Annotated in this window: 10 protein-coding genes and 2 pseudogenes; 5 read left to right on the forward strand and 7 right to left on the reverse strand. The window is 68.6% G+C overall.

Features of this window, described 5'->3' with window-relative positions:
* Positions 1-183: 183 nt before the first annotated feature.
* The 4 genes from ctaC (at position 184) to A5771_RS11375 (ending at position 3335) form a co-directional block, all read left to right on the forward strand.
* Positions 184-1263 carry an aa3-type cytochrome oxidase subunit II gene (gene ctaC / locus A5771_RS11360; RefSeq protein ID WP_428844404.1) on the forward strand — a complete coding sequence of 360 codons (1080 nt, stop codon included), beginning with the start codon at positions 184-186 and terminating at the stop codon, positions 1261-1263.
* A 10-nt stretch (positions 1264-1273) separates the two neighbouring features.
* Entirely contained in the window at positions 1274-1693 is a 420-nt protein-coding gene (locus tag A5771_RS11365) for a cytochrome c oxidase subunit 4 (RefSeq protein ID WP_064855315.1), read from the forward strand.
* Positions 1694-1824: 131 nt separating this feature from the next.
* Positions 1825-2709 (forward strand): MmpS family transport accessory protein, encoded by an 885-nt coding sequence (locus tag A5771_RS11370; protein WP_064855316.1) that lies wholly within the window; start codon positions 1825-1827, stop codon positions 2707-2709.
* Entirely contained in the window at positions 2709-3335 is a 627-nt protein-coding gene (locus A5771_RS11375; protein ID WP_064855317.1) for a DUF2561 family protein, read from the forward strand. The genes A5771_RS11370 and A5771_RS11375 overlap by 1 nt, the downstream gene beginning before the upstream one ends.
* A gap of 8 nt (positions 3336-3343) precedes the next feature.
* Here the strand turns inward: A5771_RS11375 and A5771_RS11380 are convergent, their stop codons facing one another.
* Genes A5771_RS11380 through ctaE form a run of 5 tightly spaced genes read right to left on the reverse strand, consistent with a single transcriptional unit; the run spans position 3344 to position 8285 of the window.
* Entirely contained in the window at positions 3344-3955 is a 612-nt protein-coding gene (locus A5771_RS11380) for a pyridoxine/pyridoxamine 5'-phosphate oxidase (RefSeq protein WP_082947189.1), read from the reverse strand.
* Positions 3956-4007: 52 nt separating this feature from the next.
* On the reverse strand, positions 4008-5636 hold the full coding sequence (qcrB, locus tag A5771_RS11385) for a cytochrome bc1 complex cytochrome b subunit (protein WP_064855319.1): 1629 nt from the start codon (positions 5634-5636) through the stop codon (positions 4008-4010).
* The gene (qcrA, locus tag A5771_RS11390; RefSeq protein WP_064855320.1) at positions 5633-6805 is read right to left on the reverse strand and encodes a cytochrome bc1 complex Rieske iron-sulfur subunit; all 1173 of its coding nucleotides are present in this window, start codon (positions 6803-6805) and stop codon (positions 5633-5635) included. Before qcrA ends, qcrB begins: the two co-directional genes overlap by 4 nt.
* Complete coding sequence (gene qcrC / locus A5771_RS11395) at positions 6802-7662, reverse strand: cytochrome bc1 complex diheme cytochrome c subunit (RefSeq protein WP_082947190.1); 861 nt, start codon at positions 7660-7662, stop codon at positions 6802-6804. The genes qcrA and qcrC overlap by 4 nt, the downstream gene beginning before the upstream one ends.
* 11 nt (positions 7663-7673) lie before the next feature.
* Positions 7674-8285 carry an aa3-type cytochrome oxidase subunit III gene (gene ctaE, locus A5771_RS11400; protein ID WP_064855322.1) on the reverse strand — a complete coding sequence of 204 codons (612 nt, stop codon included), beginning with the start codon at positions 8283-8285 and terminating at the stop codon, positions 7674-7676.
* 137 nt (positions 8286-8422) lie between these two features.
* On the opposite strand from ctaE, the gene trpD reads away from it, so the two are divergent.
* Entirely contained in the window at positions 8423-9505 is a 1083-nt protein-coding gene (trpD, locus tag A5771_RS23970) for an anthranilate phosphoribosyltransferase (protein WP_082947191.1), read from the forward strand.
* Positions 9506-9733: 228 nt separating this feature from the next.
* On the opposite strand, the pseudogene A5771_RS11405 reads toward trpD, so the two are convergent.
* A pseudogene (locus A5771_RS11405) lies at positions 9734-11419 on the reverse strand (DEDD exonuclease domain-containing protein); the annotation flags it as partial.
* A gap of 73 nt (positions 11420-11492) precedes the next feature.
* Positions 11493-11629, reverse strand: a pseudogene (locus tag A5771_RS22610) (IS110 family transposase); the annotation flags it as partial.

Below are 11629 nucleotides of genomic sequence, written 5' to 3' on the forward strand. Positions count from 1 at the left end.
GTCCTAGTATGCCGCACCGGCATCGGCTCGGGCCTGCGTAGGGCGGGTACCTGAGTAGGGGCGGCCGCGGCGGCGGCTACCCAGTGGGATCAGCCAACCGGCAGGTCTCGCGAACCTCGGTCATCCGGGTGGTCTACGCTGCGTAGTATTCGACTGCTCCGCCGGTTCGTACCGGGCCGGTCTGTGACTCGAGGAGGCACCAACGTGACACGTCGCGGGCAGGGCGTTGTGCTTAGCCGTCTGCGTCGACCGCTGGCGGGGGCCGGCGCGCTCGGACTGCTGGCGGTGACGCTCAGCGGTTGCAGCTTCGACTGGACCGACGTCGTCGGTTTCGGCTGGCCCAAGGGCATCACCCCGGAGGCCGAGGCCAACTACAAATTGTGGCTGGGCATGGTGATCGCCTCGGTCGTGATCGGCGGGCTCGTCTGGGGAATGATCTTCTGGTCGACGATCTTCCACCGCAAGAAGGCGACCGACACCGAACTTCCGCGCCAGTTCGGCTACAACATGCCCCTGGAGCTCGGGCTCACCGTCCTGCCGTTCCTGGCCATCGCGGTGATCTTCTACTTCACCGTCGTGGTGCAGGAGAAGATGCTGCACCACGAGCCCGACCCGGAAGTGGTCGTCAACGTCACCGCGTTCCAGTGGAACTGGAAGTTCGGCTACCAGAAGGTCAACTTCTACGACGGGACGCTGACCTACGAGGGCGCCGACCAGGAGCGCAAGGACGCGATGGCCTCCAAGCCCGAAGGCGTCGACAAGCACGGCGAGGAACTGGTCGGGCCGGTGCAGGGTCTCAACACCGAGGACCGCTCCTACCTGAACTTCGACAAGGTCGAGACGCTCGGCACCACGAACGAGATCCCGGTGCTGGTGGTGCCCAGCGGTAAGCGCATCGAGTTCGTGTTGAACTCCGCCGATGTCATCCACTCCTTCTGGGTGCCGGAGTTCCTGTTCAAGCGTGACGTCATCGCCTGGCCCGAGCGCAACAACCAGGTGAACACCTTCCAGGTCTCCGAGATCACCAAAGAAGGGGCGTTCGTCGGCCACTGCGCCGAGATGTGCGGCACCTACCACGCGATGATGAACTTCGAAGTCCGGGTGGTCTCGCCCAACGACTTCAAGGCCTACCTCGGCCAGCGCATCGCCGGGAAGAGCAACGCCGAGGCGCTGGAGGCGATCAAGCAGGAGCCGCTGGCCATCACCACGTACCCCTTCGATAGCCGCCGCGGCCTGCTCGCCCCCAACGCCAGCGACAAGTAGGGACAACCTCATGCGCATCGAATCCAGGCTGTTCGAGTTCGTGGCTACCTTCTTCGTGGTGGTCGGGATCATCTACGCCGCGCTGACGACACTGTTCGCCACCGGCGGGGTGGAGTGGGCCGGCACAACGGCCCTGATCCTCACCGGGGTGATGGCCCTGATCGTGGCCACCTTCTTCCGGTTCGTGGCACGCCGGCTGGACACCCGCCCCGAGGACTATGAGGCCGCCGAAATCAGTGACGGCGCCGGGGAATTGGGCTTCTTCAGTCCGCACAGCTGGTGGCCGGTCCTGATCGCGCTGTCGGGTTCGGTGGTCGCCGTCGCGATCGCGTTGTGGCTCCCGTGGCTGATCGCGGGCGGGGTGGCGATGGTGCTGGCGACGGTGGCCGGGTTGGTCTTCGAGTACTACATCGGCGCCGAGAAACACTGAGCCGGTCCATCGGGACCGCCGTGTCAACCCGCTTGGGTAAAGTTGCCGGTGCACAATGACCAACGGCGGTTGATTTCGGCCGCGGTGGGCGTGGCGCGCGTGGGCGCCGCGGTGGAACAGGATAGGCGGGAATGAGCGGGCCGAATCCCCCGGAGGCGGGCTCTGAAGCCGAGGACCCCGGCACCGGTCAGCCGACCTCAGAAGCCGTTTCGGGCGCGCCCGGTGACGCGGATATCCCGGCGATCGATGAGATTGCCGCGGCCACGCCGAACAACACGGCGTACTCACAGGCCTATTCGGCTCCCGAGTCGGAGCAGTTCTTGAGCGGCCCCTACGTGCCGGTGGATCCGCGGCTATACGAGTACGACAACTACGACACCCCTGACGAGCCGGATCCGCACGCCAAGACGCCGCGCTGGCCCTGGGTGGTCGGTGTGACCGTGATCGTCGCCGCGATCTCCCTGGTGGTCTCGGTGGCGCTGCTGTTCGCCCGCAGCGAGACCCACGACCTGGCTACGCCCGACACGACGAGCACCACCGTGTCGCAGCCGCCGGTGCAGGACGAGATCACCAGGACCAGTCACCCGACCACCACGCTGCCGCCGCCACCGCCGCCGTCCAGCGAGGAGCCCCCACCGCCACCGCCGTCCAGCGAGGAGCCGCCGCCCCCGCCGCCACCGGCCGAGAGCCCCTCGCCTGAACCATCCCCTACGACAACGGAGCACACCACGACCACCCAGGCCAAGCCGATGCAGGTGACCTACTCGGTGACCGGCACCAAGGCACCGTTCGACCAGATCACGATCACCTACGTCGACGCATCCGGACAACGCCGGACTCAACGCAACGCCTACATCCCGTGGTCGCTGACGTTGACGCCGATCTCTCAGTCCGAGGTCGGCTCGGTGGAGGCATCCAGCATGCTGCGGCTGAGCAAGCTCAACTGCTCGATCACCAGCAGCGACGGTCGGGTGCTGTCTGCCAGCAGCAACGACGCACCGGCGACGAGCTGCTGATGGTCGGCCGAAACATCGCAGACCGATTCGCCCGCCCGGGGCAGTCCCCGGAGGTCACCGACCGGGTGTTGCTCGGTGGCTGCGCCGCGATCTGGCTCACGCTGCTGGGCATGAGCGTGGCGGCGACGGTCGCGCTGGTCGATCTCGGGCGTGGTTTCGAACAGCCGGCCGAAAGCTCGCACAACGGACTGCTGTACATCGTCATCGGCGTCTCCGCACTGGTCATCCTGGCCGCTGTCCCGGTGTTACTGCGGGCTCGCGCAGCCGGCCCACCAGGCGCCGGCTTCGCACCCCGGGCCGGAACGCCGGCGCGGCCGGGTGCGCCGCTGCCGCAGCGCGGGTTCGACGCCCCGGGGCGGCGGGCGGCCACCGAGCGTCCGGCGCTGCCCAATCAGGCCCAGGTGGACCGGGTGCTGCTGCGTGGCGTCACCGTGCTTGCCAGCGCCGTCGGCGGCGCCCTGACCCTGGTCGCCGCAGCGACCTATCTCATGGCAGTCGGCAAGGACACCGGTTCGTGGGTCTGCTATGGGCTTGCCGGGGCGATCACTTTGGCCATGCCGGTGATCCCGTGGCTGTACCTGCGCCGCCTGGGCGAGGTGCTGGAGCTGCCGTCCCGGTTCGGCTGACGCCGCGCTTACGGCCAGAGCAGAGACGCTGACCAGTCCGCGCCGTCGCGTTCATAACGCAATCTGCGGTGCCGGCGATCCGGATCCGACTGCCAGAATTCGACCGCGTCGGCCCGCACCGCATACGACACCCAGTCGGCGGGGACCACGGCGGGGGACCGCTCGAGTTCCAGGCGAGCCTTCGCCAACGCCGCACTGATCTCCGCGGCATCGCCGTAGGGCTCGCTCTGGCGCCCGGTCAGCGCCATCGTCCGGGCGCCCTCGGAGCGGGCCAGGAAGTCGTCGGTGGTCACCTGCGGCGAGTCGGCCTGCGCGATGCCCTCCACCCGGACCTGCCGGCCCAGTGCGGGCCAGTAAAACGTCAGTGCCACAGCAGGATTGCGGGCGAGCTCGGCACCCTTGCGGCTCACCGAGCTGACCGCGAAATGCCACCCGGCGCTATCGACGTCCTTGAGGATCAATACCCGCGCCGATGGCCGGGACGCGGACACTGTCGACACCGTCATCGCATGCGGTTCGGTGACTCCGCTGTCGACGGCGTGCAGCAGCCACGCGGTGAACAACTCCACCGGATCGTCGGGAGCCCGCGCCGGATCGAACTCCGGCGCGCATCCGACCAAAACGGGCAGCCCGCGCAGTAAAGCGCGCAGGCTGCCCGTCGGCGGCTGTGGCCTAGTGCTGCTGGCCGTTGCCGTTACCGTCTTGACGCTGGGCCAGCGCGGTCAGCGCACGCCGCTCGCTGGCGTGTGCGGCCTCGTTGAGCGCGGCGTCCTCATCGACCGGGTCGGCCGTCAGGAAGCTGCCCCGGCCGGGAGCACCGCCCGAACCGAGCTTGTTCATCTTCTTGGGCAGGGGCGCGCCGGCGTATTCCAGCGGAATCGGGTGGCCGTGGTCGTCGACCGGGCCCAGCGGCTGGTGCAGCTCGATGTAGGCACCGTGCGGCAGCCGCTTGATGATGCCGGTCTCGATACCGTGCTCGAGCACGTCACGGTCACTGCGCTGCAGCCCGATGCACCACCGGTAGGTGACGAAGAAGATGATCGGCGGCAGTACCACCATCCCGATGCGGCCGATCCAGGTCGTCGCATTCAACGAGATGTGGAACTTCCAGGCGATGATGTCGTTCATCGCAGCCAGGGTCAGCACCAAGTAGAAGCTGATCGCCATGGCGCCGATCGCGGTGCGGACCGGTGCGTCCCGGGGACGCTGTAGCAGGTTGTGGTGCGCATAGTCCCCGGTGAACCGCTTCTCCAGGAACGGGTAGATGGTCAGCAGGATGAAGACCAGACCCATGATCAGCGCGACCCAGACGGAGCCGGGCACGGTGTGACCCCAGAAGTAGAACTCCCACGCCGGCCACAACCGGGCCAGCCCCTCGGTCCACATCATGTAGAAGTCCGGCTGGCTGCCCGCCGACACCTGCGAAGGCCGGTAGGGGCCCAGGTTCCAGATCGCGTTGATCTGCAGCAGGCCGCCCATCAGGCCGAGGATGCCGGTGATAATCGCGAAGAACGCGCCGGACTTGATCGCGAAGATCGGCAGCACGCGCACCCCGACGACGTTGCTCTCGGTGCGTCCGGGTCCGGGGAACTGGGTGTGCTTCTGGAACCACACCAGCGCCAGGTGCACGCCGATCAGGGCCAGGATGATGCCCGGGAGCAGCAGAATGTGCAGGGCGTAGAGCCGGGGGATCAAGATGGTGCCCGGGAAATCGCCACCGAACAGCGCCCAGTGCAGCCAGGTCCCGATGACCGGCATGCCCAGGGTGATCGACGAGAGCGCAGCCCGGATACCGATGCCGGACAGCAGGTCGTCGGGCAGCGAATAGCCGAAGTAGCCCTCGAACATGGCCAGGATCAGCAGCAGCGACCCGATCACCCAGTTCGCCTCGCGCGGCCGGCGGAATGCACCGGTGAAGAAAATGCGCGCCAGGTGCACCATGATCGACGCGGCGAACATCAGCGCCGCCCAGTGGTGCAGCTGCCGGACGAACAGGCCGCCGCGCACCTCGAAGGAGATGTTCAGGGCCGTCTCGTAGGCCCGCGACATCTGCACACCGTTGAGCGGCTGGTAGACGCCCTGGTAGATGACCTCGGCCATCGACGGGTCGAAGAACAGCGTCAGGTAGACGCCGGATAGCAGCAGAATGATGAAGCTGTACAACGCGATCTCACCGAGCAGGAACGACCAATGCGTCGGGAAGACCTTGTTGAACTGGCGTCGCAGCGCCGCCGCCGGGTGGTAACGAGTGTCGATGTCGTCTGCTTGACGGGCGAGCAGGTCGCCGATTGCAGGGCTCATGAGGTGCGCTCCCAGAAGGCCGGTCCGACAGGTTCGGCGAAGTCGCCGTTGGCGACCAGATAGCCGTTGGCGTCAATGGTGACCGGCAGCTGTGCCAGTGCGCGCGCCGCCGGGCCGAAGACCGGCTTGGCGAAGTGCAGTGCGTCGAACTGCGATTGATGGCACGGGCACAGAATCCGGTAGGTCTGCTGCTCGAACAGCGAAGACGGGCAACCCAGGTGCGAGCAGACCTTCGTGTAGGCGAAGAAGTCGCCGTAGTTGAAGCTCTCCTGGCCCGCTCGCTTGACCACCCTGGGCATGTCGTCGGGCCGGATGCGGATAAGCATCACCGGGTTGCGCACGCCCATCATGATCTCGTTGAGCTTCTCGCGCGATTCCTCAGTCGTGCCGTCGCCGTCGGACTCCCGCCACGGGAAGACGGTCTCCATGCCGCCGGCGTCGAGGTCCTCGGGGCGCATCTTGACGAACGGGGAGTTGGTGCTGTGCCCGGTTGCCCGGGCCAGGTAGATCGTCTCGCCGTGATAGCGCGGGGTCCATCCCGAGGTCCACAGCATGGCCTTTTTGCCCTCGGCGGTGTCGACGACCGGTTTCCACGGGTTCTTGATCAGGCCACCGGCCCCGGCAACCAGGGTGCCCAGGCCAAACGCGCCGAAGCCGATGCCCAGCGATGCGCCGAGCAGCTTGCGCCGCCCGATCGTCGAGCCCTCGAATGCGTCGGTCAGCTGGGCGCCCACCGTTTTACGGTCCAGCTCAGCAGAGCTGCCGTCGTGGCGTTGCTGGATGGTGATCTCTTCGGGGATGAACTTCTTGACGAACATCACCGCGCCGACGCCGATCAGCAGCACCGAGAGCCCGAAGGTCAGCCCGTACAGCGGAGTGGCCAACGAGTAGGCGAACCCCTCCGGGGACTCCACCGGGGCGTATTCCCACGGCCAGAACAGGAAGATCAGCAGCAGGGCGAGCCCGAAGCCGCCGGCGGCCAGGAACCAGCCGGCGACGCTGCGTTCGGCCCGCTTCTCGGCCCGGGTGTCTGCGACCGGCCAGCGCGGGTCCTTGAAGATCGTCTCCACGCCGTCGAGGCGGCCACCGAGGGCGAGCAGCTCGTCGTTGTCCATCGCGGCCAGCTGGGCCTCGTCGGGAACGCTTGTCTCCTTGCTGACCTCGGTCATGAACGTGCCCCGATCCACATAGCCGCGCCGATGGCGGCGACCATCCCGATAATCCACATCACCATGCCTTCGGGCGCGGGGCCGAAACCGCCGAGCCCGTAGCCGCCCGGATCATGTTCCTCGGTAACGGCTCTGACGTAGGCGATGATGTCCTTTTTCTCCTCCATGGAGATCTGCCGGTCGGAGAACCGCGGCATGTTCTGCGGGCCGGTCAGCATCGCGGTCAAGATCTGCTGCTCGTTGGCCGGTGCCAGGTCCGGGGCGTACTTGCCCGACGACAGCGCGCCGCCTCGGCCGGTGAAGTTGTGACACGACGCGCAGTTGAGCCGGAAGAGGTCACCGCCGCGGCCCAGGTCGTCGCCGCGCAGCGAGGCCTGCGCGATGCTGCCGTCGGCGTTGCGCACCACGGTGGGGCCGCCACCGTGGGCCTGCACGTAGGCGCCCAGCGCGTCGATCTGCTTGTCGTCGAAGTTCGGGTATTTACGGGGCGCCTGCGCCTCACCGCGTGCCGCGGGCATCCGCCCGGTGGACACCTGGAAGTACACGGCGGCCTCGCCGACGCCGAGCAGGCTCGGTCCGCGGCCGGGCTCACCCTGCAGGTTGGCGCCGTGGCAGCTCACGCAGGAGGTGTCGAATAGCTGCTTGCCGGTGCGCAGCAGCGCCGAGGTGGACTCGTCGGCGACCGCCACCTGCGGGGTCGGGGTCACCACCGCCGCCAGGCCGCCGGCCAGGGCCAGTGCGACCAGCAGCAGCAACCCGCCGGACAACCGACGCCGAAGCCGCCGCCGGGCGACGGATTCGTTGGGGCGAGGTCGGGCCCACTTCTTCGGTGTCTTCAACCGAACACTCCTGTTCATCGGGCGGTGGCTCATCGGATGAAGTAGATCGTGGCGAACAGTGCGATCCAGACGATGTCGACGAAGTGCCAGTAGTAGGACACGACGATCGATGCGGTGGCCTGGGCCGGGGTGAACTTGCTCATCGTGGTGCGCATCATCAGGAAGACGAACGCGACCAACCCGCCGATGACGTGTAGACCGTGGAAGCCGGTGGTCAGGTAGAAAACGCTGCCGTAGGAGCTCGACGGAATGGTGGTGCCGTGCATGATCAGGTGGTAGTACTCGTAACCCTGACCGCAGACGAAGAACGTTCCCATAGCGAACGTCAGCAGATACCACCGGCGCAGCCCGAACACGTCGCCGCGCTCGGCGGCGAACACGCCCATCTGGCAGGTGAACGACGACGCGATCAGCACCAGCGTCACCGGGACCGCCTGCCACAGGTTGAGCTCGGTTGGCGGCGGCGGCCAAGCACCACCGGACTGGGCTCGCGCGGTGAAATACATCGCGAACAGCCCGGCAAAGAACATCAACTCACTGGACAGCCACACGATGGTGCCGACGCTGACCATGTTGGGACGGTTCAGCGAATGCACACGCGACGTAATGGCAGTACCCGAGGACCCCACAGCGCTCGTCACATCCGCAAGTATGACGCTATGTAGTTGAAGATCTCCACCCGGGGCGGGCAATTCGTCGGAACTGCTGTTGGCCGCGCGTTGGCGCCCTGTTTCCGGGCGGCTTTGGTGGCGCGCGGGCCGCATGCGACGATCGGCGCGTGGTCGAGCCCGGTGGTGAGGCGCAGCCGATAGCGCAGATAGCACAGTGGCGGCAGGTGCTGGGCGGCCTGACGTCCGGTGCGGATCTGGCTCGGGGCCAGGCGGCCTGGGCGATGGAACAGATCATGGCCGGCAGCGCGACGTCGGCGCAGATCGCCGCCTTCGGGGTGGCCATGCAAATGAAGGGCCCGACCGCGGCCGAGGTGGGCGAGCTGGCCGACGTCATGCTGGCGTACGGCCGTAAGGTGCCCACCGACGAGATCGGCACCGACACCGTCGACGTGGTCGGCACCGGCGGCGACGGGGCCAACACGGTGAACCTCTCCACGATGGCAGCGATCGTGGTCGCCGCCGCCGGGGTGCCGGTGGTCAAGCACGGCAACCGGTCCGCCGGTTCGCTCTCCGGTGGCGCCGACACCCTCGAGGCGCTGGGGGTGCGCATCGATCTGGGGCCCGACGCGGTGGCGCGCAGCGTCGCCGAGGTCGGCATCGGGTTCTGCTTTGCGCCCCAGTTTCAGCCGTCCTACCGCAATGCGTCGGTGGCGCGACGCGAGATCGGCGTGCCGACCGTGTTCAACCTGCTGGGCCCGCTGACCAACCCGGCCCGGCCGCGGGCGGGCCTGATCGGCTGCGCGTTCCGCGATCTGGCCGAGGTGATGGCCGGGGTGTTCGCGGCGCGGCGGTCCAGCGTGCTGGTGGTGCACGGCGATGACGGCCTCGACGAGCTGACCACGACCACGACCAGCACCATCTGGCGGGTGCAGGCCGGCACCATCGACCGGCTGACCTTCGACCCCGCCGGGTTTGGGTTCGCCCGCGCCGAGGTGGGCCAGCTGCTCGGCGGCGACGCGCAGGCCAACGCCGAGGAGGCTCGGTCGGTGCTGGCCGGCGCCGCGGGTCCGGTGCGCGATGCGGTGGTGCTCAACGCCGCCGGGGCGATCGTCGCCCACGCCGGGCTATCCAGCAGCGCTGAATGGCTGCCGGCCTGGGAGGACGGGCTGCAGCGCGCTGTCGCGGCGATAGACAGCGGCGCGGCCGAACAGCTGCTCGCTCGTTGGGTCCGCTTCGGCGCTCAGCTCTGAGGCCAGCCGCGCCGAGCGGGCCAGGGCCGCCCACCCCGTCAACGGCCCGGCCGAGCCCAGCGGCTCTGTCCATCCGTCGTGTTCATGCGGCGGTCCCGGCTTCGCCTCTCCTTCGTCGAGCCTCGCTGAACCGCCGTGTTGCTGCGGCGGTCCCAGCTTCGCCTCTCCTTCGTCGAGCCTCGCTGAACCGCCGGGTCCGCCCGCGCCCTCGGCGGGATCGAGACGCACGATGCGCACCCCGGGCGTCGCCAGCCAGCGGGCGATGAGCCCGGTCTCCTCGACCAGGGCGCCGGCCAGCGGTGCCGGCTCGGGCACCACCGCCTGGGCGCCCAGTGTGATCGCGTCGACCACGGGCATCGGTGGCACGCCGCGGGCGGCGCAACCGGCGGCGGCCAACCGGCCGTGGCGGATCACCGCGAGTTGCCACCCCCCGGAGCCGTCCGGTGCGGCGGCCACCAACTCCGGCAGGGCCGCCAACGCGCGGGCGCGCTGGCTTCGCCACAGGACCTCAATGGCGGTCGCCGCACGGTCGCGCAGTCGCGCGGCGCTCTCGTAAAGCCCCCGGTCAGCCAGCGCGCTCACCTGGTCCACCGCCGCACGCAGCGCGGTGTTGTCGCGGCCGTCGATCAACGCGGCCGCCCGCTCGACGCTGTCGGCGTACTGCGCGGCGGTGAGGTCGGGCGCGGCGGGGCAGGGGCTGACTTCGACGGACGGGCAGGCGTGCCGGCCGGTGCGGCTCAAACGCGGTGTGCAGGTGCGGATTCCAGTGAACTGTGCGAGCAAGGCGGCAGTTTCGGCGGCGTCGGCGCGGGAGCGGAACGGCCCGATCACCCGGCCGTGGCGGGGTGCACGCACCACCGACAGGCGTGGAAAGGCCTCCTGCGACAGGGCGATCCACCACCACCGCCGGGGAAACTTCGACCGGCGGTTGTACGGCGGAGCGTGCGCCGCCAGCAGGCGCAGTTCGCGCACCCCTGCCTCCAGCGGGTGCGCGCATTCGACGTGGTCGATCCGGGTGGCCAGTGCCACCATCTCGGCAATGCGGCGCCGGCGGTCCGATCCGTTGAAGTAGGCGCCGGTCCGGCGGCGCAGGTCGGTGGCGGTGCCGATGTAGAGCACCTCCTCGGACGGGCCGCGGAACAGATAGACACCCGGGCGGTGCGGAAGCCCCTCGGCGAGAGTGCGTTTGCGGCGCTGGGCCGGGGTTGCGTGCGACAGGTAGACACGCAGGTCGGCATAGGTGTGGACCCGCTGGTTGCCGACGCGCTCGATCAGGGCGTGCAGGACGTCGACGGTGGCGCGGGCGTCGTCGAGTGCCCGGTGGGTGGGCGTGGTGCTGACCGCGAACAGTCGGGACAACTCGGCCAGCCGCACACTGGGCGCCTCCTCACGGCTGAGCACCCGTCGTGCCAGCCGGACCGTGCACAGCACCGGCGGCCGCGGCCAGCCCAGGCCGCAGTGTTGCGCGGCCGCCCTCAGGAAGCTGACGTCGAACCCGGCGTTGTGGGCCACCAGCACCGAACCGCGGTCGAACCCGGCGAACTCCAGGAAGGTCGGCAGCACGGCCTCGACGGTGGGTGCGTCGTGCACCATCGCGGTGGTGATCCCGGTCAGCCGGACGATCTGGGGCGGGATGCCGCGCCGGGGGTTGATCAACGTGGCGAACTCGCCCTCGACCACGCCGCCCCGCACCTTGACCGCGCCGATCTCGGTGATGGCGTCCGCCGTGCCGTCGGCGCCGGGGGAGGCGCGAGCACCGGTGGTTTCCAGGTCCACCACCACAAAGGTGGTCTCCCGCAACGCCGCGGCGGCCGGGTCGATGTCGAGCCGGGCCTGGCCGTCGAGAAGGCTCAACTGCTGCCCTGCATCAGTGCGGCGGGTCATGCCGTGAACCGTAGGTGGACGCACTGACATCGGGTTGAGCGGCGTTGTCGGTGGCCGCAGTTAGCGTGCCGGCAACCGATCGAAAGGACTCTCAATGAAGAAGTCAAGCCGCCGATTTGGTGATCGGGGGTGAATCGGGTTGCCAGGTGCGGTTGTCACGGATGAGGACGTTGGTGCGGCGCCGCGCCAGGCAGATCGTGGCGGGGATCGGACGCTTTCCTTCGTCTCGTTTTCGCTGGT

The organism is Mycolicibacter sinensis, assembly GCF_001667375.1.
GTDB lineage: Bacteria > Actinomycetota > Actinomycetes > Mycobacteriales > Mycobacteriaceae > Mycobacterium > Mycobacterium sinense_A.

Bases quoted from the DNA above. Each gene is read 5' to 3' on its own strand.
- A5771_RS11365 (WP_064855315.1), top strand. From the start codon at position 1,274: ATGCGCATCGAATCCAGGCTGTTCGAGTTCGTGGCTACCTTCTTCGTG.
- A5771_RS11370 (WP_064855316.1), top strand. From the start codon at position 1,825: ATGAGCGGGCCGAATCCCCCGGAGGCGGGCTCTGAAGCCGAGGACCCC.
- A5771_RS11375 (WP_064855317.1), top strand. From the start codon at position 2,709: ATGGTCGGCCGAAACATCGCAGACCGATTCGCCCGCCCGGGGCAGTCC.
- qcrB (WP_064855319.1), bottom strand. From the start codon at position 5,636: ATGAGCCCTGCAATCGGCGACCTGCTCGCCCGTCAAGCAGACGACATC.
- qcrA (WP_064855320.1), bottom strand. From the start codon at position 6,805: ATGACCGAGGTCAGCAAGGAGACAAGCGTTCCCGACGAGGCCCAGCTG.
- qcrC (WP_082947190.1), bottom strand. From the start codon at position 7,662: ATGAACAGGAGTGTTCGGTTGAAGACACCGAAGAAGTGGGCCCGACCT.